The sequence below is a fragment of the Bradyrhizobium sp. ISRA464 genome (assembly GCF_029910095.1).
Taxonomy (GTDB): domain Bacteria; phylum Pseudomonadota; class Alphaproteobacteria; order Rhizobiales; family Xanthobacteraceae; genus Bradyrhizobium.
In genome coordinates, this window is the sequence record NZ_CP094526.1 from 2,814,240 (window position 1) to 2,838,817 (window position 24,578).

The 24,578-nt window shown below is 63.9% G+C and carries 24 protein-coding genes and 1 pseudogene; 13 read left to right on the forward strand and 12 right to left on the reverse strand.

The features are described from left to right. Nucleotides 1-89 precede the first annotated feature (89 nt). The 5 genes from MTX19_RS12945 to MTX19_RS12965 form a co-directional block, all read right to left on the reverse strand. Nucleotides 90-1,373: an ABC transporter substrate-binding protein gene (locus tag MTX19_RS12945; RefSeq protein ID WP_280983933.1), complete on the reverse strand. Its 1,284-nt coding sequence runs from the start codon at nt 1,371-1,373 to the stop codon at nt 90-92. 58 nt (nt 1,374-1,431) lie between these two features. Continuing rightward, entirely contained in the window at nt 1,432-2,505 is a 1,074-nt protein-coding gene (locus MTX19_RS12950) for a branched-chain amino acid ABC transporter permease (RefSeq protein WP_280983934.1), read from the reverse strand. Nucleotides 2,506-2,508: 3 nt separating this feature from the next. After that, on the reverse strand, nt 2,509-3,402 hold the full coding sequence (locus MTX19_RS12955; RefSeq protein WP_280983935.1) for a branched-chain amino acid ABC transporter permease: 894 nt from the start codon (nt 3,400-3,402) through the stop codon (nt 2,509-2,511). Nucleotides 3,403-3,541: 139 nt separating this feature from the next. Next, nucleotides 3,542-5,470 carry a long-chain fatty acid--CoA ligase gene (locus MTX19_RS12960; protein WP_280983936.1) on the reverse strand — a complete coding sequence of 643 codons (1,929 nt, stop codon included), beginning with the start codon at nt 5,468-5,470 and terminating at the stop codon, nt 3,542-3,544. Then, nucleotides 5,467-6,288: an ABC transporter ATP-binding protein gene (locus MTX19_RS12965; protein WP_280983937.1), complete on the reverse strand. Its 822-nt coding sequence runs from the start codon at nt 6,286-6,288 to the stop codon at nt 5,467-5,469. The genes MTX19_RS12960 and MTX19_RS12965 overlap by 4 nt, the downstream gene beginning before the upstream one ends. 398 nt (nt 6,289-6,686) lie before the next feature. Between MTX19_RS12965 and MTX19_RS12970 the strand changes: the two genes are divergently transcribed. The 3 genes from MTX19_RS12970 (at nt 6,687) to MTX19_RS12980 (ending at nt 9,523) form a co-directional block, all read left to right on the forward strand. Continuing rightward, on the forward strand, nt 6,687-7,361 hold the full coding sequence (locus MTX19_RS12970) for a Crp/Fnr family transcriptional regulator (RefSeq protein WP_280983938.1): 675 nt from the start codon (nt 6,687-6,689) through the stop codon (nt 7,359-7,361). A 139-nt stretch (nt 7,362-7,500) separates the two neighbouring features. Beyond that, nucleotides 7,501-8,586: a GDP-mannose 4,6-dehydratase gene (gene gmd, locus MTX19_RS12975; protein WP_280983939.1), complete on the forward strand. Its 1,086-nt coding sequence runs from the start codon at nt 7,501-7,503 to the stop codon at nt 8,584-8,586. After that, nucleotides 8,567-9,523, forward strand: coding sequence for a GDP-L-fucose synthase (locus MTX19_RS12980; RefSeq protein WP_280983940.1), 957 nt, complete (start codon nt 8,567-8,569; stop codon nt 9,521-9,523). The genes gmd and MTX19_RS12980 overlap by 20 nt, the downstream gene beginning before the upstream one ends. A 111-nt stretch (nt 9,524-9,634) precedes the next feature. Here MTX19_RS12980 and MTX19_RS12985 read toward each other — a convergent pair whose 3' ends face one another. Beyond that, nucleotides 9,635-10,477: a uroporphyrinogen-III synthase gene (locus tag MTX19_RS12985; RefSeq protein WP_280983941.1), complete on the reverse strand. Its 843-nt coding sequence runs from the start codon at nt 10,475-10,477 to the stop codon at nt 9,635-9,637. A gap of 138 nt (nt 10,478-10,615) precedes the next feature. On the opposite strand from MTX19_RS12985, the gene purU reads away from it, so the two are divergent. Then, nucleotides 10,616-11,479, forward strand: a complete 864-nt coding sequence (gene purU / locus MTX19_RS12990) for a formyltetrahydrofolate deformylase (protein ID WP_280983942.1) — start codon at nt 10,616-10,618, stop codon at nt 11,477-11,479. Here purU and MTX19_RS12995 read toward each other — a convergent pair. After that, a complete protein-coding gene (locus MTX19_RS12995) occupies nt 11,476-11,766 on the reverse strand; it encodes a hypothetical protein (RefSeq protein WP_280983943.1) in 291 nt (96 codons plus the stop codon). The two genes, purU and MTX19_RS12995, sit on opposite strands and share 4 nt — an antisense overlap. Before the next feature lie 342 nt (nt 11,767-12,108). Here MTX19_RS12995 and MTX19_RS13000 point away from each other — a divergent pair, with 342 nt between their 5' ends. From MTX19_RS13000 to MTX19_RS13025, 6 genes are all read left to right on the forward strand, one after another. Beyond that, nucleotides 12,109-13,272 carry an ABC transporter substrate-binding protein gene (locus MTX19_RS13000; RefSeq protein WP_280984775.1) on the forward strand — a complete coding sequence of 388 codons (1,164 nt, stop codon included), beginning with the start codon at nt 12,109-12,111 and terminating at the stop codon, nt 13,270-13,272. Between the two features lie 175 nt (nt 13,273-13,447). Next, complete coding sequence (locus MTX19_RS13005; RefSeq protein ID WP_280983944.1) at nt 13,448-14,317, forward strand: branched-chain amino acid ABC transporter permease; 870 nt, start codon at nt 13,448-13,450, stop codon at nt 14,315-14,317. Between the two features lie 7 nt (nt 14,318-14,324). Beyond that, entirely contained in the window at nt 14,325-15,356 is a 1,032-nt protein-coding gene (locus MTX19_RS13010; protein WP_280986006.1) for a branched-chain amino acid ABC transporter permease, read from the forward strand. Beyond that, nucleotides 15,353-16,105: an ABC transporter ATP-binding protein gene (locus MTX19_RS13015; RefSeq protein WP_280983945.1), complete on the forward strand. Its 753-nt coding sequence runs from the start codon at nt 15,353-15,355 to the stop codon at nt 16,103-16,105. Before MTX19_RS13010 ends, MTX19_RS13015 begins: the two co-directional genes overlap by 4 nt. Beyond that, entirely contained in the window at nt 16,098-16,814 is a 717-nt protein-coding gene (locus MTX19_RS13020; RefSeq protein WP_280983946.1) for an ABC transporter ATP-binding protein, read from the forward strand. The genes MTX19_RS13015 and MTX19_RS13020 overlap by 8 nt, the downstream gene beginning before the upstream one ends. Nucleotides 16,815-16,833: 19 nt before the next feature. Further along, on the forward strand, nt 16,834-17,952 hold the full coding sequence (locus MTX19_RS13025) for a cobalamin-independent methionine synthase II family protein (protein WP_280983947.1): 1,119 nt from the start codon (nt 16,834-16,836) through the stop codon (nt 17,950-17,952). 19 nt (nt 17,953-17,971) lie between these two features. On the opposite strand, the gene MTX19_RS39220 is transcribed toward MTX19_RS13025, so the two are convergent. From MTX19_RS39220 to MTX19_RS39240, 5 genes and pseudogenes are all read right to left on the reverse strand, one after another. After that, nucleotides 17,972-18,613 carry a caspase family protein gene (locus MTX19_RS39220; protein ID WP_348638282.1) on the reverse strand — a complete coding sequence of 214 codons (642 nt, stop codon included), beginning with the start codon at nt 18,611-18,613 and terminating at the stop codon, nt 17,972-17,974. Then, nucleotides 18,600-18,668: pseudogene (locus tag MTX19_RS39225) on the reverse strand (hypothetical protein); the annotation flags it as partial. The gene MTX19_RS39220 and the pseudogene MTX19_RS39225, both read right to left, overlap by 14 nt. Further along, nucleotides 18,665-18,985 (reverse strand): hypothetical protein, encoded by a 321-nt coding sequence (locus MTX19_RS39230; protein WP_348638283.1) that lies wholly within the window; start codon nt 18,983-18,985, stop codon nt 18,665-18,667. The gene MTX19_RS39230 and the pseudogene MTX19_RS39225, both read right to left, overlap by 4 nt. Beyond that, on the reverse strand, nt 18,927-19,448 hold the full coding sequence (locus MTX19_RS39235; RefSeq protein WP_348638284.1) for a tetratricopeptide repeat protein: 522 nt from the start codon (nt 19,446-19,448) through the stop codon (nt 18,927-18,929). The genes MTX19_RS39230 and MTX19_RS39235 overlap by 59 nt, the downstream gene beginning before the upstream one ends. 19 nt (nt 19,449-19,467) lie before the next feature. Next, a complete protein-coding gene (locus MTX19_RS39240; RefSeq protein WP_348638285.1) occupies nt 19,468-19,689 on the reverse strand; it encodes a hypothetical protein in 222 nt (73 codons plus the stop codon). 171 nt (nt 19,690-19,860) lie between these two features. Between MTX19_RS39240 and MTX19_RS13035 the strand changes: the two genes are divergently transcribed. The 3 genes from MTX19_RS13035 to ahcY all read left to right on the forward strand — a co-directional run bounded on the left by MTX19_RS13035 (nt 19,861) and on the right by ahcY (nt 24,023). Continuing rightward, complete coding sequence (locus tag MTX19_RS13035) at nt 19,861-21,216, forward strand: hypothetical protein (protein ID WP_280984776.1); 1,356 nt, start codon at nt 19,861-19,863, stop codon at nt 21,214-21,216. Between the two features lie 60 nt (nt 21,217-21,276). Continuing rightward, nucleotides 21,277-22,470, forward strand: coding sequence for a methionine adenosyltransferase (gene metK / locus MTX19_RS13040; RefSeq protein WP_280983948.1), 1,194 nt, complete (start codon nt 21,277-21,279; stop codon nt 22,468-22,470). A 125-nt stretch (nt 22,471-22,595) separates the two neighbouring features. Then, complete coding sequence (ahcY, locus tag MTX19_RS13045) at nt 22,596-24,023, forward strand: adenosylhomocysteinase (protein WP_280983949.1); 1,428 nt, start codon at nt 22,596-22,598, stop codon at nt 24,021-24,023. Nucleotides 24,024-24,578: the final 555 nt, after the last annotated feature.

Genomic DNA, 24,578 nt, shown 5'->3' on the forward strand with positions numbered 1-24,578 from the left:
TATTCCAGAGACGCCGGCGATCGATCGTTAGGCCGCGGCGTCCTCGATCCCCCGCTTTCGCGGGGGACGACGACTCCTGAGCTACGGTCTTACCACCCGAACCATTCCGGCTTGCGCGGCAGCTCGATGGTCTTGACCTTCTCGAGCTTGATGGTGCCCTTGGCCATCAGATCGTTGATGTCGCCATCGGTCGCGCCCGAGACTTTCGCGCGGTAGAGATCGACCTTCATCGTCGGACGATGGTCCTTCTCGGTCCAGGTCGAAGGATTGCAGACGCCCTCCATGCCGACCGGCACCCAGTCCTTCTTCTGATAGAAGCCCTTGGCGACGTTCTCGCCAGTGGTACCGCCGTTCTTGGCGGCCCAGTCGAGCGCTTCCTTCAGATAGAGCGCACTGCAGACCGCGGCGATGTAGTGCACCGGGCGATACACCTTGCCTGACGGGTCGGACATCCTGGAGATTTCCATCACCGTCTTCATGCCGGGCGCGTTGCCGCCCCAGCTCACTGCCGTTCGGAGCGGGAAGATCACGCCGTCGGCTGCATCACCGGCGGTCTTCGCTGCGTTCTCGTCCATACCCCAGACATTGCCGAGGAACTGGACGTCGACGCCGGCGGTTTTGCAGGCCTTCAGCACCGAGATGTTCGAGGCCGCGGTGTTGCCTAGATAGGCATAGTTTGCGCCGGAGCTTTTCAGGCTGAGACACTGCGCCGAGTAGTCGCCAGGCGAGAGCGCGAATACCAGCGGCGGCAGCACCTCGAAGCCGAGCTCGGTCGCGAGGGCTTCACCGGCCGCCTTGGGCGCGTTCGGATACGGATGGTTGGCGCCCATGTGGACGAATTTCGGCTTGCCGGGCTTGCCCTTGGCCTTCCAGTCCTCCGCGGCCCAGGTCAGCATCGCGCGCATCGAGTCCGAATAGCTCGGGCCATAGAAGAAGTTGTACGGCGCGGGCTTGGCCTTGCCGCTGGTGCCCTCGGGATCGGTCAGTGCCGCGGCATAGGAGCCGGAGATGTCGGGGATCTTGTCCTGCGCAAGGAAGCCCGTGAGAGCCTCGGTGTCCGCGGTGCCCCAGCCCATGATCGCCGCGACCTTGTTGTCGGGCGCCGACCATTTCTTGTAGAGCGCGATCGCGCGCGGCACCTGGTAGCCGTAGTCGTTGCTGTCGACGTTGAGCTGCTTGCCGCCGACGCCGCCGTTCTTGTTGACCCAGGCGAAGGTGTCGGCGACGCCCTGGCCATAGGGTGTGCCGACGTCGGACGTGCCGCCCGAGAGGTCCTGCAGATGGCCGATCGCGATCTGGGCCTGCGCGGTGGCGGCTGCGCTGCCGATCAGCAGCGCGAGAGAGACCGAGCTCAAAAGGGATCTAATCGTCATTCTTGGTTTCCTCCTGTTATTCATTGAACCGATCTTGTGAGCAATGTCCGTTCCTGCCTCAGTGCGAGAACGGGTAGAGTTTCCAGTAGGTCTTGATCTGCCGCCAGCGATGCGCGAGCCCGTCGGGCTCGAACATCAGGAAGCCGATGATGATCAGGCCAATCGCGATCTCGCGCAGAAAGGTGATGTTGTTGTTGAGCTGCAGCGCCTTGTCGACGGCGCCGCCCTTCAGCCAGGCGCTCAGCCACTCCATCGATTCCGGCAGCAGCACCACGAAGGCCGTGCCCATCAGCGTGCCCATGACCGAGCCGGTGCCGCCGATGATGACCATGGCCAGGAACAGCACCGAGCGCTCGATGCCAAAGCCCTCCTGCGAGACGACGAGCTGGTAATGCGCGTAGAGCGCGCCGGCGATGCCGGCAAAGAAGGCGGCGAGCCCGAACGACAGCGTGCGGTACTTGGTGAGGTTGATGCCCATGATCTCGGCGGAGAGATAATGGTCGCGGATCGCGACCAGCGCGCGGCCGTCGCGCGTCCGTATCAGATTGGTGACGAGGAGATAGCTGACCACGACATAGGCGAGCACGACGTAGAAATACTGCCGGTCGCCGCGCAACGTGTAGCCGAAGATCGAGAACGGGTTGGCGCTTGCCGGCACCGAGCCGCCCGAAAACCATTCGGCGCGCGAGAAGAAGTCCAGCAGGATGTACTGCGCAGCGAGCGTGGCGATGACGAGGTAAAGCCCCTTCAGTCGCGCCGCCGGCACACCGAAGATCAGGCCGACCAGTGCCGTGATCAGGCCGGCAAGCGGAATGGCGAAGAACACCGGGATCGGCGCGTTGTTGGAGATGTAGGCCGAGGTGAAGGCGCCGAGCAGGAAGAACGCGGCGTGGCCGATCGAGATCTGGCCGGTGAAGCCGACCAGGATGTTGAGGCCGAGAGCTGCGATCGCGAAGATGCCGATCTGGATCGCGATAGAGAGCCAGTAGTTGGTCAGCACCATCGGCGCAAAGCAGGCTAGCACGACGCCGGCAATCGCGAAATTGCGGCTGGTCACGGTCGGGAAGATGGTTGTGTCGGACGCGTAGGTGGTGCGGAAGTCGCCCGATGGGATGAGGGTGCGCGTTGCCATTGATCAGACCCGCTCGATGTCCTTGGTGCCGAATAACCCGTAGGGCTTGATCATCAGGATGATGATCAGGACGTAGAACGGCGCGATCTCGTAGAGATTGCCCCAGTGCAGATATTCGCTGTCGACATATTGGGCGACATTCTCCAGCAGCCCGATGATGATGCCGCCGAGCACGGCGCCGCCGACCGAGTCGAGGCCACCCAGAATCGCGGCCGGAAACACCTTGATGCCGTAGGCGGAGAGGCCTGATGACACGCCGTTGACCACGGCGACCACGACGCCCGCGACCGCCGAGACCGTGGCCGAGATCGCCCAAGCCATCGCGAACACGCTCTTGACGGAAATGCCGAGCGACTGTGCGACCTGCTGGTTGAAGGCCGTGGCGCGCATCGCCAGGCCGTATTTGGAGGCGCGGAAGAACCAGGCCATGCCGACCATCATGGCGAGCGACACCACGAGGCTCATGACATAGACCGTCTGGATCTGCAGGCCGAGCAGGTTGACCGACTGGCTCTCGAACACGCGCGGGAACGGCTGCGGGTTGACGCCGAAGATCCACTTCAATGCGGCCTGGAACACCGTCGACAGGCCGATCGTCACCATGATGACCGAGATGATCGGCTCGCCGATCATCGGACGCAGGATCACGACCTGGATCGCGATGCCGAAGATGAACATGAAGACCAGCGTGATCGGCATGCCGATCCAGAACGGCAGCTGGTACTTGGTCAGCAGCGCCCAGCAGATCCAGGCGCCGACCAGCAACAGTTCGCCCTGTGCGAAGTTCACGACCTGGGTCGCCTTGTAGATCAGCACAAACGACATCGCGACCACGCCATAGAGCGTGCCGACGACGAGGCCGTTGACGATGAGCTGGATCAGGAACTGGGTGTTCATGGGGTGTCGCCAGATTTGCCAGTTGTCATCGCCGGGCTTGACCCGGCGATCCATCGCGCGGGAGGCAGCTCTTTGCGAAGGAGATGGATACGCGGGTCAAGCCCGCGCATGACGATCGAACGTGCCGTGATGGAAGGAGTCATTCCGCGGCCTCCGCGGCAACCGTGTGGCCGAGATCCACCACCTGCAGCGTAGTGCGGACGCGCTGGGTCGTGCCGTCCTGGAAGCGGATCACGGTGTCGACGGGGATGTTGGCCTTGCCGCGATAGATCGCCTCGATGATGTCGGCATATTTCTCGTTGATGACGCCGCGGCGGACTTTTCTGGTTCGGGTCAGCTCGCCATCGTCGGCGTCGAGCTCCTTGTAGAGCAAGAGGAAGCGCGAGATGCGCTGCGCCGGCGGCAGCGTGGCGTTGACCGTCTCGACCTCCTTCCGCAGCAACGCATAGACTTCTGGGCGCGAGGAGAGGTCGGTGTAGGTCGTGAACGAGATCCGGTTCTTCTCCGCCCATTTCGAGATGATTGAGTAGCGGATGCAGATCATGGAGGCGAGCGCGTCGCGGCCTGCGCCGAGCACGACGGCTTCGGCAACGTAGGGCGAGAACTTCAGCTTGTTCTCGATATATTGCGGCGAGAAGCGTTCGCCGCGCGAGGTCTCGGCGAGATCCCTGATACGGTCGATCACGACGAGCTGCCGCTCATCGTTGTAGTAGCCGGCATCGCCGGAATGCATCCAGCCGTCCTTGATATCGGCCGTCGACGCCTCGGGGTTCTTGTAGTAGCCGAGGAACATGTTGGGGTGGCGCACGACGATCTCGCCGACGCCGTTGACGTCGGGGTTGTCGATCCGGATCTCGACGTCGTCGGCCATCGGAATGCCGGTGGTGTCAGGATCGACCTTGCCTTCGGGATGCAGCGTGTAGGCACCGAGCAGCTCAGTCTGGCCATAGAGCGTGCGCAGCGGCACGCCCATGGCCTGGAAGAACTTGAAGGTCTCGGGCCCGAGCGCCGCGCCGCCGGTGGCTGCCGAGCGCAGCCGCGTAAAGCCGAGCCGGTCGCGCAGCGCACGGAACAGCAGCTTGTCGGCGAACATCGAGCGCTTGCCCGCGGCGACCGCCGCGAGTCCGCTCTTCATGCCGATGTCGTAGAGCCGCTGCTTAAGCGGGGAGGCGTCCATCACGCCGGCGCGGACATCGGCGGCGATCGATTCCCAGACGCGCGGCGCGAACAGCACGAAGGTCGGCGCGATCTCACGGAAGTCGTTCATCATGGTGTCGGGCTCTTCGACGAAGTTGACCTTCATCCGGCAGAGCAGACCTTTGCCGAGCGCGTAAACCTGTTCCATGATCCAGGGCAGCGGCAGCACCGAGACGTATTCGTCGTCCGGGCCCTTCGGGTCGAATGCGAGATAGGTCGCGCAATGCCGCAGCACGCGGCCGGCCGCCAGCATCGCAAGCTTCGGATTCGCGGTCGTGCCGGAGGTCGTGCAGAGGATCGCGACGTCCTCGCCGCGGGTGGCTTCGACCAGCCCATCGTAAAGGCCCGGCTCGCGCGCGGCGCGGTCGCGTCCCATCGCGGCGAGCTTGCTCGCCTCCATCAAGCGCGGGTCGTCGTATTTGCGCATGCCGCGCGGGTCGGAATAGACGATGTACTTGAGATGGGGCACCCGATCGGCGAGGCCGAGCAGCTTGTCGACCTGCTCCTCGTCCTCGGCGAATACGAGCCTGGCCTCGCCGTAGCTCAGGAGATAGGCGGCTTCCTCATCCAGCACGTCGCGATAGAGACCGAGGCTCATCGCGCCGATCGCGTGGCTGGCGATCTCGGCGGCGACCCAGTCCGGCCGGTTGTCGCCGATGATGCCGATGACGTCGCCGCGGCCGAGGCCGAGCTCGAGCATGCCGAGCGCGAAGTCACGGGTGCGGGTCTGGTAATCGCTCCAGGTGAATTCGCGCCACAGCCCGAAGTCCTTCTCGCGTAGCGCGATCTCGTTGCCGTACTTCTTGGCGTTGAGGCGCAGCATCTTGGGAAAGGTGTCGGCCTGCGCGGCGCGTCCGGCGTAGTCCATCATGCCGCGCTCTCCCGCACCGCGGGCTTGTCGTCGGGATCGACCAGCACCTCGTCCTCTTCGCCGAGATAGGCGCGCTTGACGTGGGGATCGGCGAGCACGGTCGCCGGGTCGCCCTCGGCGATCTTGCGGCCGAAATCCAGCACCATGACGCGGTGGGAGATGTCCATCACGACGCCCATGTCGTGCTCGATCATCATCACTGTCATGCCGAACTCTTCGTTGAGGTCGACGATGTAGCGCGCCATGTCTTCCTTCTCTTCGAAGTTCATGCCGGCCATCGGCTCGTCGAGCAGGATCAGCTGTGGCTCCAGCGCCATCGCTCGCGCGAGCTCGACCCGCTTGCGCAGGCCGTAGGGCAAGGTGCCGGCGGTCGCCTTGCGCACCGATTGCAGATCGAGGAAGTCGATGATCTCCTCGACCTTGCGGCGATGCTCCAGCTCCTCGCGGCGCGCGCCGGCGAGCCAGTACAGCGATCCCGTGATGAAGTTGTTCTTCAGCAGGTGATGGCGGCCGACCATGATGTTGTCGAGCACGCTCATGTGGTGGAACAGCGCGAGATTCTGGAAGGTGCGGCCGATGCCGAGTCGCGGCCGCGCGTTCGGATTGAGGCCGGTGATGTCGCGGCCGCGATAGAACAGCTGGCCTTCGGTGGGCTTGTAGCGGCCGGAGATGCAGTTGACGATCGAGGTCTTGCCGGCGCCGTTCGGGCCGATGATGGAGAACAGCTCGCCCTCGTTAACGCCGAAGCTCACTTCGGTCAGCGCCCGGACGCCGCCAAAGCGCAACGAGACCTCGCGCACCTCTAAACTGTAAGACACCCTGTTCCCTCCAGATACGGCGCTTGGCGCGCTCTTTATCTATCGCTCGAAGTCCAATTCGATCTTACATGGGCCGCTATGGGCAGGCCATCCGGCTCATGATGCCGGGTGTCCGAGAGCTTTGCTCGTCCGCATCACCCGCGTCATGTGCGGTAACGCCGCACCCACTTGTCCCAGCCCCGCGCCATCCGCCAAAGGCGATCCACTTGAGGGAGCGCGCGGCGTTACGCGAGGTGGTTCTCAATACGAGAAAGCGATAGGTTGGATTGTCATGTGCCCGACAATTCATCAGGAAATTTTCATCAGGAAATTTTCGCTGGCATTCCAAGCCTCAGGTTCCTGATCGAAATGATGTTGTTGCGGTGCAATATGGTTGGGGTTGGGACGCCGTCGCTCGAATGATTGCTGCTGATTACCTGAGGCGCATCGCGGCCTGGTCGCGCGAATTGACCGAGCAGGAAATCGAGATCGCCCGCGCCGGCATCGCCGAGAAGTCCTATCGCGCCAACGAATTCATCTTCATGCGCGGCGACAATTTCCAGTACTGGACCGGCATCGTCAGCGGGCTGGCACGCATGGGCATCGTGTCCCGCCGCGGCAAGGCCGCGAGTTTCGCCGGCCTCACCGCCGGCGCGTGGTTCGGCGAGGGCACCGTGCTCAAGAACGAGGCGCGGCGCTACGACGTGGTCGCGCTGCGCGATACACGGCTGGCGATGATGGACCGCCGCACCTTCGTCTGGCTGTTCGAAAATAGCGTCGGCTTCAACCGTTTCCTGGTCGGACAGCTCAATGAGCGCCTCGGCCAGTTCATCGCTCTGCTGGAATATGGCCGCACGCTGGATGCGACCGAGCGGCTGGCCCGCTCGATCGCCTCGCTGTTCAATCCGATTCTGTATCCGGACCTCACGTTGCACCTGGAGATCACCCAGGAGGAGATCGGCGCATTGTCGGGAATCTCCCGGCAGAACGCCAATCAGTGCCTGAAGCGGCTGGAGCGGGAGGGGCTGCTCCGGCTTGAATATGGCGGGGTGACCATCATCGACCTCGAGCGGCTGCGCCACTACGGCGAGTGATCCCAACCAGGGCCTAAAGGGGCATTTTGGGGTTCAGAACGCCCGATTCGGGATGGTCTGGGCATTAGACTTGGGCCGGGTCGGATGCTACAGACCGACCCGATTTGGATCGCGCAGTTTCGCGCCCTCTGGAGAAAATATGGCAACTCAGGATTCGAAGCGGCGCGTAGCGCTGATCACCGGTGTCACCGGGCAGGATGGCGCTTATCTCGCCGAATATCTGCTCGGCCTCGGCTACACTGTGCACGGGATCAAGCGCCGGTCATCCTCGTTCAACACCGCGCGTGTCGACCACCTCTACCAGGACCCGCACGCCGGCAACGTGCCGTTCCTGATGCACTACGGCGACATGACCGATTCCACCAATCTGATCCGGCTGATGCAGCAGATCCGGCCGACCGAGGTCTACAATCTGGCTGCGCAGAGCCACGTTGCGGTTAGTTTCGAGAGCCCGGAATACACCGCCAACGCCGACGCGATCGGCGTGCTGCGCCTCCTCGAGGCGATCCGCATCCTCGGCATGGAAAAGGACACGCGGTTCTACCAGGCCTCGACCTCGGAACTCTATGGCCTCGTGCAAGAGGTGCCGCAGAAGGAGACCACGCCGTTCTATCCGCGCTCGCCCTATGGCGTGGCGAAGCTGTACGGCTACTGGATCACGGTGAACTACCGTGAGGCCTATGGCATGTTCGCATGCAACGGCATTCTGTTCAATCACGAGAGCCCGATCCGCGGCGAAACCTTCGTGACGCGCAAGATCACGCGTGGCGTCGCCCGCATCGAGGTCGGCCTCGAGAACTCGATCTATCTCGGCAACCTCGAGGCCAAGCGCGACTGGGGCCATGCGCGTGACTATATCGAGGGCATGCACATGATCCTGCAAGCGGATAATCCCGATGACTTCGTGCTGGCGACCGGGGAGACTCGCACGGTGCGCGAATTCGTCGAGCTGGCGTTCGCCGAGGTCGGCCGCGCGCTCGAATGGCGCGGCAAGGGCGTCGACGAGATCGGGATCGACAAGGCGTCCGGTCGGACCGTGGTGCGCGTCGACCCGACCTATTTCCGTCCGACCGAGGTCGATCTGCTGATCGGCGACTCGAGCAAGGCGCGCGCCAAGCTTGGATGGAAGCCAAAGACGTCCTTCGCGCAGTTGGTGAAGGAAATGGTCGCCGGCGATCTCGCAGAGGCCAGACAGGACGCCGCCAATGGCAAGCACTCCGTATGAACTGAAGGGCAAGACGGTCTTCGTCGCCGGCCATCGCGGCATGGTCGGCTCAGCGCTGGTACGCCGGCTGGCCCACGAGGGCACGAACCTCTTGACGGCCTCGCGCGGCGAGGTCGACCTGCGCGACCAGGCCGCCGTGAACGCGTGGTTTGCCGCGAAGCGTCCGCAGGCCGTGTTCCTTGCCGCGGCCAAGGTCGGCGGCATCGTCGCCAACAACACGCTGCGGGCCGAGTTCCTCTACGACAATCTGGCGATCTCGACCAATGTGATCCAGGCCGCGCACGCCAATGGCTGCGAGAAGCTGATGTTCTTCGGCTCGTCCTGCATCTATCCGCGGCTGGCGCCGCAGCCGCTGCGCGAGGATTCGATGCTGACCGGACCGCTGGAGCAGACCAACGAGCCTTATGCGATTGCCAAGATCGCCGGCATCAAGATGGCGGAGACCTATCGCAGCCAATACGGCTCCGATTTCATCAGCGTGATGCCGACCAATCTCTACGGCCCCGGCGACAATTATCATCCGGAATACAGCCACGTCGTCGCCGCCCTGGTCCGCCGCTTCCACGAGGCCAAACTGTCGGGTGCGACCAGCGTCGTGGTGTGGGGGACCGGCACCCCGCGGCGCGAATTCCTCTATGTCGACGATCTCGCCGACGCCTGCATCCACCTGATGAAGACCTATTCCTCTCCCGAACTGGTCAATATCGGCACCGGCGAGGACATCAGCATTGCCGAATTTGCGCGCGTGGTCGCGGCTGCCGTCGGCTATCGCGGTGAGATCAGCTTCGACACGTCGCGCCCGGACGGCACACCGCGCAAGCTGCTCGATGTCAGCCGCCTGGCCAAGCTCGGCTGGCGCGCCACCACCTCGCTCGAGGACGGCATCAGGCTCGCGTACCAAGCCTATTTGAACGAGACGAAACAGGCGGCGGAATAGTCGCTAGGCCGTTCCACATCGTCATTGCGAGGAGCGAGCGACGAAGCAATCCATTCTTCCGCCGCGCGGAGAGGTGGATTGCTTCGCTTGCGCTCGCAATGACGATTATGGTCACTGCTTCGCCGCCCGCGGAGGATTCTTCGACAGCGCGGCTGCCATCGCCGAGATCAGCGGCTTCATGAAGAACGCGTCGTTGGCCGGATAGATGTCCGTGCGCAGGCCATAGGCCTTCAACTCGTCGGATACGACGGGGCCGACGGAGGCGATCGGCGTCTGTTTCAGACCATCGCGCAACTGTGCCTCGCAATTGTGCGCCTCCGCCACGTCCATCAGGCGGCGTACCTGCCCCGAACTCGTCAGCGCGATGGCGTCGATGCGGCCCTGTGCCATCTCATCGATCGCGGCGACGATGTTGGCGTCGGCGGCACGCGCGTCGTAGACGTAGGGCAGGACGGTGTCGATGTCGGCGCCCTGCGCCTTGATTGTGCCGATCAACATGGCGTGATCCTTGTCCGGATAGAGCTGCAGGCCGACACGATGGCCGTTGAGGTCGAGCTTCGACAGCATCTCGGCGACACCTTCCGATGTCGGCTTTTCCGTCGTCATCTGGAGCTCCAGCCCGATTTCGCGCAGGGCTCGGCCGGGTTTGGGGCCGCGGGCAAACTTGCGCGTCCCGGCGAGGCTGCTGACGAACTCCGCCTCGACCGCGATCCGGCGAACGACCTTCATCAGGCGGCGCAGGCCTTCGCCGGTCATCAGCACGAGATCGTCGAGCGGTCGCTCAATCGCACGGCGGATCCAGGCCTCGATGGGCGCGGGGTCCGGCGCATCATGGATCGCGAACATCGGACACTGCAGCACATCCGCGCCCTGCTCGGTGAGCAGGCGGGAAAACTGTGCCTCCTCGCGGGTCTCGAGGATCAGGATGCGATAGCCATTCAACTGGTCAGCCATGATGATGCTCTAACAGACATTGCAGTCTTTTGTTCGATTTTGAACCCCGCCGCGGGATTGGCGCAAGGGCGCTGGCGGTGATAGACGAGGGCCGAAAACCGTCGCTCCGCGCTCTTGCTCAAGTTCTGGTCAATTGGCATGCCCGACCATCAATTCGTTCTGACCCTGTCCTGTCCGGATCGCCCGGGAATCGTCTCCGCGGTGTCGACCTTCCTGGCCCATAACGGGCAGAATATCCTGGACGCCCAGCAGTTCGACGATATCGAGACGGGCAAGTTCTTCATGCGCGTGGTGTTCACCGCTGCGGACCTTGCGGTCGAACTGTCGGCGCTGCAGACCGGCTTTGCCGCGATCGCCGAACGCTTCAGCATGGAATGGCAGATGCGCGACCGCGCCAGCCGCCGCCGGGTGATGCTGCTCGTCTCCAAATCCGATCACTGTCTGGTCGATATCCTCTACCGCTGGCGCACCGGCGAGCTCGAGATGATCCCGACCGCTGTTGTCTCCAACCATCCGCGCGAGACCTATGGCTCGCTCGATTTCGGGGATATCCCGTTCCATTACCTGCCGGTGACCAGGGAAACCAAGCGTCAGCAGGAAGACGCAGTGTGGAAGCTGTCGCAGGACACCCAGACCGACCTCGTGGTGTTGGCGCGCTACATGCAGATCCTGTCGGACGAGATGTCGGCGCGGCTGTCAGGCCGCTGCATCAACATCCACCATTCGTTCCTGCCGGGTTTCAAGGGCGCCAAGCCCTACCATCAGGCGCATGAGCGCGGCGTCAAGTTGATCGGCGCCACCGCGCATTACGTCACCCGCGATCTCGACGAGGGGCCGATCATCGACCAGGACGTCGAGCGGATCAGCCACCGCGACACACCCGAGGATCTCGTCCGCAAGGGGCGCGACATCGAGCGCCGCGTGCTGGCGCGCGCAATCCGCTACCATTTGGCCGACCGCGTCATTCTCAATGGGCGCAAGACCGTGGTGTTCGTCGACTAGTGCGCTGCGTTCTGTGACGTCGGAGACGGCGTCGATGCTGCCTTGGGATCGTCGCCGCGCTCAGCCGCGGGCATCAGGCGCTTGCGCTCGCGCTCCTTCATGAACTCGTCGTATTTGGCGGTCCCCGGGCGGGGCGGAGCGTCGGCGGGCAGGCCGCCAGCCCAGGCTGGGAGGTAATCCTCGACGCCGGCCGCCAATTTCTCGTTCATCGAGCTACATCCGCTGAGGGCGGACGCCGCGAGCACGAGGGCGATCATAACGAGGACAGGGCGGATGCAGTTCGGCATGTCGGTGGGGTACGACCCTTAACGATGATGGATTTGAGGCGCGAGGCTTCGTCCGCAATTGTGCTTCTTTGTTGACAGCGTCATTCTGGGCTGCGAGCGGGCATTGTCGATATTGAGTTTGGCGTGATGATATTGGTAATTTGATACCGATCAATGGTCGATGTCTCGGCTGCACGCCCGACACTCGCCCATCGTCCGATTGACAATAGGGCAGCGGAAGACGCCATGTCGCGGTGCGGCCTGGCCGCGATGCGTGTGGGCAAGGCGAGGCAAGAACCGGGGACTCGGTTCGGCGCACAAGAAGGGGAGAGGACGCTCATGGTCAATTTCAATCGCCGCAGGATGTTGCTGTGGGCCGCCACGGCGGCCGCCCTCCCGTGGCTGTGCGCCGTCGCGCCGGCGCGGGCCGAAGACACCGTGAAGATCGGCCTGATCGTGCCGATGACCGGCGGTCAGGCTTCGACCGGCAAGCAGATCGACAATGCCATCAAGCTCTATATGCAGCAGAACGGCGACACCGTCGCTGGCAAGAAGGTCGAAATCATCCTGAAGGATGACGCCGCGATGCCAGACAACACCAAGCGTCTGGCACAGGAGCTGATCGTCAACGACAAAGTCAACATCATTGCCGGCTTCGGCGTGACGCCCGCCGCGCTTGCCGCGGCGCCGCTGGCCACGCAGGCGAAGATCCCGGAAATCGTCATGGCAGCCGGCACCTCCATCATCACCGAGCGCTCGCCCTACATCGTACGCACCAGCTTCACGCTGGCGCAGTCCTCCACCATCATCGGCGACTGGGCGGCCAAGAACGGCATCAAGAAGGTCGCGACGCTGACTTCCGATTACGCGCCGGGCAATGACGCGCTGACCTTCTTCAAGCAGCACTTCACCGCCGGCGGCGGCGAGATCGTCGAGGAGGTCAAGGTTCCGCTCGTCAATCCCGACTTCGCGCCGTTCCTGCAGCGCATGAAGGATTCCAAGCCCGACGCGATGTTCGTGTTCGTTCCGGCGGGGCAGGGCGGCAACTTCATGAAGCAGTATGCCGAGCGTGGCCTCGACAAGAGCGGCATCAGGGTGATCGGCCCCGGCGACGTCATGGACGACGACCTGCTCAATAACATGGGCGATGCCGCACTCGGTGTGGTGACCGCGCATATCTATTCGGCGGCGCACCCCTCGCAGAAGAACAAGGATTTCGTCGTCGCCTACAAAAAGGCGTTCGGCAACCGCCCGGGCTTCATGGCGGTGGGCGGCTATGACGGCATCCACCTGATTTACGAGGCGCTGAAGAAGACAGGTGGCAACGCCAATGGCGACAAGCTAGTCGAAGCAATGAAGGGCATGAAGTGGGAGAGCCCGCGCGGCCCGATCTCGATCGACCCGGAAACCCGCGACATCGTGCAGAACGTCTATATCCGCAAGGTCGAGAAGGTCGATGGCGAGCTCTACAACGTCGAGTTCGCGACCTTCGAAGCGGTCAAGGATTCCGGCAAAACGAAGAAGTGACGAAGTCACCATTGCCGGGCACGTGCTCCGCTCTTTCCACGTTATGCCCGGGCTTGACCCGGGCGTTCTTCGCCGTGGCGAGAAAGGCGGGGATGGCCGGGACGAGCCTAGCCATGACGCTGTACCCGACTTTTGCGGCATGATCTTCGTTGCGTCCTCGCGGTTGAGCTGACCCATGGCTTCTGTCCTCACCAACCTGTTCGACGGCGTCGCCTACGGCATGCTGCTGTTCGTGCTCGCCTGCGGGCTCGCGGTGACGCTCGGGTTGATGAACTTCGTCAATCTCGCGCATGGCGCTTTCGCCATGGCCGGCGGGTACGTTTGTGCCGTGCTGGTGAACAATTCCGGCTGGCCGTTCTTTGCCGCGCTGCCGCTCGCTTTCGTCGCGAGCGCCGCGATTGGCGCTGTGCTGGAGCGCGCTCTGTACCGCCATCTCTACACGCGCAGCCATCTCGACCAGGTGCTGTTTTCGATCGGCCTGGTGTTCATGTCGGTTGCTGCGGTCGACTACATCATGGGATCGTCGCGGGTCTTCATCAAGCTGCCGGCGGCGCTGGAAGGGCAGATCGATCTGTTAGGCGTCGGGATCGGCCGCTACCGGCTGATGATCGTCGTGATCTGCGGTCTGCTGACGCTCGCACTGCAGCTGATCCTGTCCAGGACGCGGTTCGGCAGCCGCCTGCGCGCCGCGGTCGATGACCCGCGCGCCGCAATCGGGCTCGGCATCAACGTGCCGCAGGTGTTCGCATTCACCTTCGCCTTCGGCTGCGGACTGGCGGGACTCGGCGGCGCGTTGAGCGCGGAGATCCTCGGGCTCGATCCCTATTTTCCGCTGAAGTTCATGATCTACTTCCTGATCGTCGTGACGGTTGGTGGCTCCTCCAGCATCACCGGGCCGTTCCTGGCTTCGTTGTTGCTCGGCATCGCCGATGTCGCCGGCAAGTATTACGTACCGAAGATGGGGCCTTTCGTGATCTATACCGTCATGATCGTGATCCTGATCTGGCGCCCGAACGGCCTGTTCGGCCGTACCGCTGCGCGGTGAGGCCGCCATGACCGCGCTGACAGACGTTTCCTCTCAGGCAGTCGCCAGCGCGCGCTGGCGGATCAGCGAGGTGGTCTTCTGGGGTCTGGCGCTGGGCTGCGCCTTCCTGTTCCCGTCGCGCTATCTGATCATGACCGACATCGTGCGGCTCGGGCTGTTCGCGCTGTCGCTCGACCTCATCCTCGGTTACGCCGGCATCGTGTCGCTCGGGCATGCGGCCTTCTTCGGCGTCGGCGCCTATTCGGCTGGGCTGCTGGCGCTGCATGGCATCATCAACGAGCCCGTCATCGCGCTCGTCGCGGCCGGGCTCGTTGCGGCGGTGCTGGGTTTCCTGACCAGCTTCCTGGTCATCCGCGGCGTCGACCTGACGCGGCTGATGGTGACGCTCGGGATCGCGCTGCTGCTGGAAGCGCTCGCCGAACGCTTCTCCGACATCACCGGCGGCACCGACGGGCTGCAGGGCATCGAGATGCAGCCGATCCTCGGGCTGTTCGCCTTCGACATGTTCGGCAAGACCGGTTTTTTCTATTCGCTGATCGTGCTGTTTATCCTGTTCCTGCTCGCCCGACGCATCGTGCACTCGCCGTTCGGCCTGTCGCTGCGCGCGATCAGAAACAATCCGCTGCGCGCGGCGGCGATCGGCGTGCCGGTCAACCGCCGCCTGGTTGCCGTCTACACGCTCGCCGCGTTCTATGCGGGTATCGCCGGCGCGCTGTTCACCCAGACCACGGCGCTCGCCTCGCTCGACGTGTTCGCCTTCGAGCGCTCCGCCGATCTGATGCTGGTGCTCGTCATCGGCGGCACCGGCTATCTCTATGGCGGTCTGATCGGTGCCGTCGTATTCAAGATGCTGCAGGAGTTCTTCCAGGGCATCACCCCGCAATACTGGTTGTTCTGGATCGGTCTCGTGCTGGTCGTGATCGTGATGGTCGGCCGCGCGCGCCTCCACCGCTGGGTGCTGTTCGTGCCGAACCTGATCATCCGCCAGTTCGCCGGCCGCAAGGCCGTCGTCACCGTTCCCGAGAGTGATGCGTCATGACGATCGCGCTCGAAACCCGGGGCCTGGAAAAATCGTTCGGCGGGCTCCGCGTCACCCGCGATCTCTCGCTGAAGGTGATGCGGGGCGCCCGCCACGCCCTGATCGGTCCGAACGGCGCCGGCAAGACCACCGTCATCAATCAGCTCACCGGCGTGCTCAGGCCGAACAGCGGCCGCATCCTGCTCGAAGGCAACGACATCACTGCTCTCTCCGTGCACAAGCGCGTGCTGCGCGGCCTGTCGCGCACCTTCCAGATCAACCAGCTCTATGCCGATCTCACCCCGCTCGAAACCATCGGGCTCGCCGTCTCCGAACGGATGGGCCGCGGCGGCGACTGGTGGCGGCGGATGGGCACGCGCAATGATCTCAATGCCGAGATCACCGAGATCCTCGCGCGCTTCCACCTGCTCGACGTGATGACCGAGCTGACCTCGACGCTGCCCTATGGCAAGCAGCGCCTGCTCGAGATCGCGGTGGCGATCGCCGCCAAGCCGCGGGTCCTGCTGCTCGACGAGCCGGCCGCCGGCGTGCCCGAAAGCGAGCGGCACGACATCCTGGCGGCGGTCGCGGCGCTGCCGCGCGACGTCACGGTCCTGCTGATCGAGCACGATATGGACCTGGTGTTCTCTTTCGCCGACCGCATCTCGGTGCTGGTCAATGGCGGGCTGCTCACCGAAGGTGCGCCCGACGAGGTCGCGCGCGATCCGCAGGTGAGGGCGGTCTATCTCGGCGAGGCGGCCGATGCCTGATCTTCTTTCCGTCCAGAGCCTGCGTGCCGGATATGGCGAGGCGGTGGTGCTGCCGGGCATGTCGCTGACCCTCGCGCAAGGCCAGGTGTTGGCGCTGCTCGGCCGCAACGGCACCGGCAAGACCACGCTGATCAATTCGATCGTCGGCATCACCCGCCGCTTCGGCGGCAGCGTGTCGCTCGCAGGCCATGACATCACGGCGCTGCGGCCGGACCAGCGCGCCCGCGCCGGCATCGGCTGGGTGCCGCAGGAGCGCAACATCTTCCGCTCGCTGACGGTGGAAGAGAACATGACGGCGGTGGCGCAGCCTGGGTCGTGGACCGTCGAGCGGGTGTACGAGATGTTTCCGCGGCTGAAGGAGCGGCGCGGCAATTTCGGCAACCAGCTCTCCGGCGGCGAGCAGCAGATGCTCGCGATCTGTCGCGCGCTGACGCTGAACCCGAAGGTGCTGCTGCTCGACGAGCCGACCGAGGGCCTCGCGCCGATCATCGTTGAGGAATTGTTAAAGGCGATCGGAACCATCACGCGCTCGGGCGGCATCTGCTCGATCATCGTCGAGCAGAATGCGCAAAAGATTCTGGGGCTCGCCGACCGCGTTGTGATATTGGAACGCGGCACGATCGTGCACGACGCCGCGAGCAGCGCGCTGAAAGCCGATCCCTCCGTCCTTGAGCGCCACCTCGGCGTCTCCGGGGCCAAAGCACATTAGAAACGTCCGGGAGTTGACCATGCAGCGAACCAAGCCTCCGTTCCGCGCCGACGAGGTCGGCAGCCTGTTGCGTCCGCCAAAGATCAAGGAGGCCCGCGCCAAGCGGGAAAAGGGCGAGATCTCGGCCGACGAGCTGCGCAAGGTCGAGGACATGGAGATCGAGAAGGTCGTGCACAAGCAGGCCTCGATCGGGTTGAAGCTCGCGACCGACGGTGAGTTCCGCCGCTCCTGGTGGCATTTCGATTTCCTCAGCCACCTGACCGGCTGCGAGCTGTTCCACCCGGAAACGGGCATTCAGTTCGCGGGCGTGCAGACCCGGCACGACGCCATCAGGGTGATCGGCAAGCTCGACTTCTCCGATCATCACCCGATGCTCGATCACTTCAGGTTCCTGAAGAAATACGCCGACCAGGCGCATGTCACGCCGAAGATGACGATCCCGTCGCCGGCGGTGCTGCACTTCCGTGGCGGCCGCAAGCTGATCTCGAGGGAGGTCTATCCCGATCTCGAGGAGTTCTTCCAGGACCTCGGCAAGACCTATCGCAAGGCAGTGAAGGCGTTCTACGACGCCGGCTGCCGCTACCTGCAATTCGACGACACGGTGTGGGCCTATCTGTGCTCGCAGGAGGAGTTGCAGAAGTCGCGCGATCGCGGCGACAATCCCGATGGCCTGCAGGAGATCTATGCTCGCGTGATCAACTACGCGATCGCCGATCGTCCGTCCGATATGGTGATCACCACTCATGTTTGCCGCGGCAATTTCCGCTCGACCTGGATTTCGTCGGGCGGCTACGAGCCGGTCGCCGAGACCATGCTGGCCGGCACCAACTATGACGGCTACTTCCTCGAATATGATTCCGACCGTGCCGGCGGCTTCGAGCCGCTGCGCTTCCTGCCGAAGGGCAACAAGGTCGTGGTGGTCGGGGTCATCACCTCGAAGTTCGGCGAGCTCGAGAAGAAGGATGACATCAAGCGGCGGCTGGACGAGGCAGCAAAGTTCGCCCCGCTCGAGCAGCTCGCGGTGTCGCCGCAATGCGGCTTTGCCTCGACCGAGGAAGGCAACATCCTCTCCGAGGAAGAGCAGTGGGCCAAGCTGCGGCTCGCCGTCGAGGTCGCCAACGAAATTTGGGGCAAGTGACGGATACGCGATCACGCCGTCATTTCTCCGCCAGATAGACCTCGCCGAGCAGCGAGGAGTTCGACCACGGCACCTGCTTGCCCTTGGTCGCGGCGACGACCTCGGCGCGGACCCGCGTCAACATCTGCTGCACCTCGAGGCCGGGCGTGCCGATGTGGCGCGACAGCGCCGCCGAGAACGGGCTGTTGGCGCCTTCGCCGTCGAGTGCGACCTGGCCCGGCGCGGTCGCGAACGCGATCAGTGTGCCGGCGCCGAGCGTCGAACCTGATCCGAGCGAAGCGGGCGCGGCAAGGCCGGATCCACTCGTAATGCCGCGACTCGGGCCTGCGGACGCAACTTGCGGCGCCATCGGATTGTTGCGGCAGGCATCGAGGATCAGGATGTTGGTGCGGATCTGGTCGTCGAGCCCGGCCATGATCGTATCCATGTCGACCATCGCGTCGGTCATGCGGCCGCCTGCCCGGAAGTCGATGTCGATCGGCACGAGATAGTTGCGCCCGTCGACCTGCACGCCATGACCGGCGTAGTAGACCACGGCGACCTGCGACCGCGCCGCTTCGCGCAGGAAGCCGTGGATCGTCTTCTGCGTCGCGATCGAGATCGAGGCCTTCGGAGACGGTGAAGCCGATCTCGCGCAAGCTCTTGGCGATCGCGCGTGCATCGCTGGGTGGATTGGGCAGCGCCTTCGCATGGGCGTAGGCGCCGTTGCCGATCACCAGCGCGACGCGCCGGCCAGTTGCTGCGGCCTGCGCTGCGGGCGCGGCGGGTGCCGCGCCAGGAGAGCCGGCCCGGTGGCCTGGCTCGCCTCGGCGGCGGGCGCTGCGGCGGTGTTGCGTGGCGCGGCGGCCGCCTCCTGCAGCAATGACAGCCGCACCTTGGCGGTGGCCTGATTGGCCTTGCTGCCCGCATCCGACGCCTGGCCTTCGAGGGCCGCGGCATAATCCTGCTTGGCGTGCTCGCCGTCGCGCTTGGCTTCATGGGCGAGGCCGCGCTGGGGGTAGGCCGAGATCAGCACGCTGCCCGGCGGCGTCATGATGTTGGCGGGCTCTTTCGCTTTCGCCAGCCGGATCGCCTCCGTGGTGTCTGCGATCGCGCGGTCGGCGTCGCCCTTGGCGCGCCAGATCACCGCGCGGTTGGTCAGGGGCTGCGGCAGCGACGGGTCGATGCGGATCGCCTCGTTGATATCTGCCAGCGCGCCGTCGAGATCGCCGAGCGCCTGCCTGCAAATGCCGCGACTGATAGGAGAAGGCCGATTTCGGCCCGGCCTTGATCGCGGTGTCATAATCGGCGATCGCCCTGGCGTAATCGCCCTTGGCGCGCCAGGCGTTGCCGCGATTGTGGAAGATAATACCGCTCGGCGGCCCCATCCGGAGCGCGTCGTTGAAGTCGGCGATCGCAATGTCGTACTCGCCTTTGTCGTAATAGGCCGAGCCGCGCAGATTGTAGATCGCGACGTTGGGCTTGAGGCGGATCGCCTCGGTGGCGTCAGCGATCACCTGCGGATAGTTGCCCTTCTTATTCCAGCCGACTGCGCGCCAGAAATAGATAGATGGTCGCGAGCTTCTCGCCGGAAAACACCTTCAGCGCGATGATCTTGCTGCAGGCGTCGATCATCTGCTCGGCCGGCGTGGTCTCGGTGGTGCAGAGCGGTCCGAGCTGCGAGCGGGCCTGGGCGAGGCAGGGCGCCGACCACAGCGCGGCGGCGAGAAGGGCGAGGATCAGGCGCAGGCGGCGCATCGGTCATCCAGCGTGGCGGGTGCATGACGAGCCATGGCGAGGCGGTTCACGCATGTTTGGTGACCGGTGCACAGATAGGGGTTCAATCGGTGGGCAAAACGTGCTAGGGCACAATCGCTCTCTATTTCTGCCCACCATCGTCCCAACCACCGGCCCACGGCCCCTGGCTCCATGAAGAACGACGAAATCCTCGGCCAGATCACGGACTTCTGCCGTCGTTCCGACATGGCGGAGACGACGTTCGGCCGCCGGGCCGTCAACGACGGCAAGCTGGTGCACCGGTTGCGCGAGGGCAAGCGCATTACCATCGATACGCTCGACCGCATCAACGCCTTCATCGCGACGTCGACGCCGGGCGGCGTGGCGCCGCCGCGCGGCTTGGTCGTGCCGCCGGAGAAGCGGGATCCGCGGGGCAATTTCCGCTTCTTCGAGAACCGCCAGCGATATCTGCTGTTCGTCCACACCTGCAGCGAGAAGCGGGTGATCGCCGACCGGGTCGCGCTGGAATTGTCCGCGATCCATCCGCGGCCGCCGGCGCTGCGGGTGTTTGACGCAGGCATGGGCGACGGCACGGTGCTGGCGCGGGTGCTGCGGGCGATGCACGGCCGCTTCCCCCACATGCCGTTCTACGTTGCCGGGAAGGAGCTGAGCGTCGAGGATGTCCGCCTCACCCTGGACAAGGTGCCGGATCGCCTGTTCGAGCATCCGGCGAGCGTGTTCGTCTTCACCAACATGTACTACGCCGAGGCGCCCTGGCTGACGCCGCGGTCGAACACGGCCGCCGCGAGCATGATCTGGCACGAGGTTCCCCTGCGCGGGGCCTCGTCGGGTGAGTTTGAGGCCCAGATCGCGGAACTCGGCCCGTTTCTTGAGCAGAACTGGCGGGCCATGGTCAGCCCCCGGACCGCCATGCCGATCTACGAGCGGCCGGTTGCCCTGGTGCTGTACCGGGACGATCACCGGTTCCTGCTCGATTCGATCATCCCCCGGGCCGGCCGGACCGAGGCCAATTTCGATCTCGTGATCGCCTCCCAGCCCTACCGGGCCAAATCGTCTGTGAATTTCCGCGCCAAGCGGATCATCGCCCCGCTGGCCCGGGCGTTGCGCGGCGGCGGGCGGCTGATAGGAATCCACTCCCATGGAGGCGATCCCGGGCTTGAAATCATTCAAGCCGTTTGGCCCGGAGAAAATCCTTTCGCCGTCAGCCGTCATGAGATATTGCGCGCGGTGAAATACGAGTTGGGGTCGGTCGGCCGCGAGCTGAACTTCAACGCTTACGCCGATAACCGTTCGATTTTCCGATATGATATGGAAGCGCTGCCCAACGAGGTGACCGGCTCGATCGGAACCTCGACGGCCTTTGCAGCGTGGAATGCGGCAGTGTATGTCGCGCAGATCGAAGATGACCGGTTGACCGAAACGACCGAAAACGGACGAGCTCTCGAGGCCACGCGCGAAGTTCTCCGCAAACACAACGGGCTGTGGTTTTACGACGAATCCTACGTCATCTCGCGACGACGAGACTGACATTCCGGGGACATATTCACCAACGAACGTCGGCGTCCGACGAAACAAGGGGTTTGCTTGATGCGCGCGTCCTATCTGTTCACCAGCGAGTCGGTCTCGGAAGGTCATCCCGACAAGGTCTGCGATCGCATTTCGGATGAGATCGTCGACCTGTTCTATCGCGAGGGGCCCAAGGCGGGCATCGACCCCTGGCAGATCCGCGCGGCTTGCGAGACTCTCGCGACGACCAACAAGGTGGTGATCGCCGGCGAAACCCGCGGCCCGAGTTCGGTCACCAACGACCTCATCGAGAGCGTCGTTCGCGGCGCGATCAAGGACATCGGCTACGAGCAGGAAGGCTTCCACTGGAAGACCTGCGACATCGAGATCCTGCTGCATCCGCAGTCGGCCGACATCGCCCAGGGCGTCGACGGCAAGCAGCCCTCCAACCAGGAAGAGGGTGCCGGCGACCAGGGCATCATGTTCGGCTACGCCACCAACGAGACCCCGGACCTGATGCCGGCGCCGATCTTCTACGCCCACAAGATCCTGCGGCTGATCTCCGAAGCGCGTCACTCCGGACGCGAGAAGGTGCTGGGTCCCGATTCCAAGAGCCAGGTCACGGTGCAGTACGAGAACGGCAAGCCGGTCGGCGTCCGCGAGATCGTGGTCTCGCACCAGCATCTGGTCGAAGACCTGACGTCGAACCAGGTTCGCGACATCGTCGAGCCCTATGTCCGTGAGGCGCTGCCGAAGGACTGGATCAACGGCAAGACGATCTGGCACATCAACCCGACCGGCAAGTTCTTTATCGGCGGTCCCGACGGCGACTCCGGCCTGACCGGCCGCAAGATCATCGTCGACACCTATGGCGGCGCGGCTCCGCATGGCGGCGGCGCGTTCTCCGGCAAGGACCCGACCAAGGTCGACCGCTCGGCTGCCTATGCCGCACGCTATGTCGCCAAGAACATCGTCGCGGCCGGTCTCGCCGATCGCTGCACGCTGCAGCTCGCCTACGCGATCGGCGTGGCGCGTCCGCTGTCGATCTACATCGACACCCACGGCACCGGTAAGGTGCCGGAGGACCAGCTCGAGAAGGCGGCGGCGCAGGCGATGGATCTGACGCCGCGCGGCATCCGCACCCATCTCGATCTCAACCGCCCGATCTACGCCCGCACCTCGGCCTACGGCCATTTCGGCCGCACGCCGGACAATGAAGGCGGCTTCTCCTGGGAGAAGACCGATCTCGTCGAGCAGCTCAAGCGCGCGCTCTAAATCTCGCGTCATTCCGGGGCGCTCGCGCGAGCAGCGAACCCGGAATCCTTAATCCTCAATTCGAGATTCCGGGTTCGCCGCTGCGCGGCGCCCCGGAATGACGAGCTCAACAACAGGAAGCTCTCATGAACGCCCCCACGAAGCCAGGCTCCACCGACTACATCGTCAAGGACATTTCGCTCGCCGACTTCGGCCGCAAGGAGATCTCGCTCGCCGAGACCGAGATGCCCGGCCTGATGGCGACCCGCGAGGAATTTGGCCCGAAGCAGCCGCTGAAGGGCGCGCGCATCGCGGGCTCCCTGCACATGACGATCCAGACCGCGGTCTTGATCGAGACGCTGGCCGCGCTCGGCGCCGATATCCGCTGGGTCTCCTGCAACATCTATTCCACGCAGGATCACGCGGCTGCCGCGATCGCGGCCGCCGGCATTCCCGTGTTCGCCGTGAAGGGCGAGACGCTGACCGAATACTGGGACTACACTGCCAAGCTGTTCGATTGGCACGGCGGCGGCACGCCCAACATGATCCTCGATGATGGCGGTGACGCCACCATGCTGGTGCATGCGGGCTATCGCGCCGAGCAGGGCGACACTGCCTTCCTCGACAAGCCGACCTCGGAGGAAGAGGAGATCTTCTACGCGCTGATCAAGCGCCTCCTGAAGGAGAAGCCAAAGGGCTGGTTCGCCGAGATCGCCAAGAACATCAAGGGCGTCTCGGAAGAGACCACCACGGGCGTGCACCGCCTGTACGAGATGGCCAACAAGGGCACGCTGCTGTTCCCGGCGATCAACGTCAACGACAGCGTCACCAAGTCGAAGTTCGACAACCTCTATGGCTGCCGCGAGTCGCTGGTCGACGGCATCCGCCGCGGCACCGACGTGATGCTGTCGGGCAAGGTCGCGATGGTCGCGGGCTTCGGCGACGTCGGCAAGGGCTCGGCCGCCTCGCTGCGCCAGGCCGGCTGCCGCGTCATGGTCTCCGAGGTCGATCCGATCTGTGCGCTGCAGGCGGCGATGGAGGGCTATGAAGTCGTGACGATGGAAGACGCAGCTCCCCGCGCCGACATCTTCGTCACCGCGACCGGCAACAAGGACATCATCACCATCGAGCACATGCGCGCGATGAAGGATCGCGCCATCGTCTGCAACATCGGTCACTTCGACAACGAGATCCAGATCGCCAGCTTGCGCAATCTGAAGTGGACCAACATCAAGCCGCAGGTCGACGAGATCGAATTCCCCGACAAGCACCGCATCATCCTGCTGTCGGAGGGACGCCTGGTGAACCTCGGCAACGCGATGGGCCATCCGTCCTTCGTGATGTCGGCCTCGTTCACCAACCAGACGCTGGCGCAGATCGAGCTGTTCGCCAACAACATGGACGGCAGGTACGAGAAGAAGGTCTACGTGCTGCCGAAGACGCTGGACGAGAAGGTCGCCCGCCTGCACCTCGCCAAGATCGGCGTCAAGCTGACCGAGCTGCGCAAGGACCAAGCCGATTACATCGGCGTCAAGCCGGAAGGCCCGTACAAGTCGGACCATTATCGCTATTGATCCGCCTTTCAGACCACAAGAGGGGGAACTTAGAATCTAGCTATGATGAATTGGCTCAGAACGTTCCTTGTAGTATTTGGGATCTTTGCTGGATGGTTAGCATTGAGCGTGCTCATCTATGAGGATAATTTCACGATTGTTGATTGCCCATAGTTGTCGCCGACAGGACTAGTATAATTCCAGCGCGCCTTGAGTTGCAGCGTACGATCTCGCCGCTAGCGAATAGTTCGTGTGAGATCGCTGTCTCCCACGTCTGATCAACGATGGGCAAGCGCTGCCAACCAGCGCGCCCGTAGCGCCCCTGCTGCACGCTTGCTTGGGTGATTTCGCAAACATCTATCCGCGGAGAAATTGTTATGGGTGTCGGGCCCGCACCTTGAGGCGGCTCCCTGGAATGACGCGTCAGCATGCGGGACGGACGCGACGCTTCACAATTGGTGAGCGAACGCTTACAAGAGCGGGCTGGGACGGCGCCTCGGCCACGCTTCCGGTTCGGTGCCGGATCCTGACGTTGAGCCAACTCGCTATGAAACAAGGGGAATTTCGCGGACGCGA

Bases quoted from the DNA above. Each gene is read 5' to 3' on its own strand.
- ahcY (WP_280983949.1), top strand. From the start codon at position 22,596: ATGAACGCCCCCACGAAGCCAGGCTCCACCGACTACATCGTCAAGGAC.
- MTX19_RS12960 (WP_280983936.1), bottom strand. From the start codon at position 5,470: ATGATGGACTACGCCGGACGCGCCGCGCAGGCCGACACCTTTCCCAAG.
- MTX19_RS39220 (WP_348638282.1), bottom strand. From the start codon at position 18,613: ATGCACGCGCGATCGCCAAGAGCTTGCGCGAGATCGGCTTCACCGTCT.
- MTX19_RS13035 (WP_280984776.1), top strand. From the start codon at position 19,861: ATGAAGAACGACGAAATCCTCGGCCAGATCACGGACTTCTGCCGTCGT.
- MTX19_RS13025 (WP_280983947.1), top strand. From the start codon at position 16,834: ATGCAGCGAACCAAGCCTCCGTTCCGCGCCGACGAGGTCGGCAGCCTG.
- MTX19_RS12950 (WP_280983934.1), bottom strand. From the start codon at position 2,505: ATGGCAACGCGCACCCTCATCCCATCGGGCGACTTCCGCACCACCTAC.
- MTX19_RS13010 (WP_280986006.1), top strand. From the start codon at position 14,325: ATGACCGCGCTGACAGACGTTTCCTCTCAGGCAGTCGCCAGCGCGCGC.
- MTX19_RS12985 (WP_280983941.1), bottom strand. From the start codon at position 10,477: ATGGCTGACCAGTTGAATGGCTATCGCATCCTGATCCTCGAGACCCGC.
- MTX19_RS39240 (WP_348638285.1), bottom strand. From the start codon at position 19,689: ATGCGCCGCCTGCGCCTGATCCTCGCCCTTCTCGCCGCCGCGCTGTGG.
- metK (WP_280983948.1), top strand. From the start codon at position 21,277: ATGCGCGCGTCCTATCTGTTCACCAGCGAGTCGGTCTCGGAAGGTCAT.
- MTX19_RS39230 (WP_348638283.1), bottom strand. From the start codon at position 18,985: ATGACGCCGCCGGGCAGCGTGCTGATCTCGGCCTACCCCCAGCGCGGC.
- MTX19_RS13000 (WP_280984775.1), top strand. From the start codon at position 12,109: ATGTTGCTGTGGGCCGCCACGGCGGCCGCCCTCCCGTGGCTGTGCGCC.
- MTX19_RS12955 (WP_280983935.1), bottom strand. From the start codon at position 3,402: ATGAACACCCAGTTCCTGATCCAGCTCATCGTCAACGGCCTCGTCGTC.
- MTX19_RS13005 (WP_280983944.1), top strand. From the start codon at position 13,448: ATGGCTTCTGTCCTCACCAACCTGTTCGACGGCGTCGCCTACGGCATG.
- MTX19_RS12995 (WP_280983943.1), bottom strand. From the start codon at position 11,766: ATGCCGAACTGCATCCGCCCTGTCCTCGTTATGATCGCCCTCGTGCTC.
- gmd (WP_280983939.1), top strand. From the start codon at position 7,501: ATGGCAACTCAGGATTCGAAGCGGCGCGTAGCGCTGATCACCGGTGTC.
- MTX19_RS12970 (WP_280983938.1), top strand. From the start codon at position 6,687: ATGATTGCTGCTGATTACCTGAGGCGCATCGCGGCCTGGTCGCGCGAA.
- MTX19_RS13020 (WP_280983946.1), top strand. From the start codon at position 16,098: ATGCCTGATCTTCTTTCCGTCCAGAGCCTGCGTGCCGGATATGGCGAG.
- MTX19_RS12980 (WP_280983940.1), top strand. From the start codon at position 8,567: ATGGCAAGCACTCCGTATGAACTGAAGGGCAAGACGGTCTTCGTCGCC.
- MTX19_RS13015 (WP_280983945.1), top strand. From the start codon at position 15,353: ATGACGATCGCGCTCGAAACCCGGGGCCTGGAAAAATCGTTCGGCGGG.
- MTX19_RS12945 (WP_280983933.1), bottom strand. From the start codon at position 1,373: ATGACGATTAGATCCCTTTTGAGCTCGGTCTCTCTCGCGCTGCTGATC.
- purU (WP_280983942.1), top strand. From the start codon at position 10,616: ATGCCCGACCATCAATTCGTTCTGACCCTGTCCTGTCCGGATCGCCCG.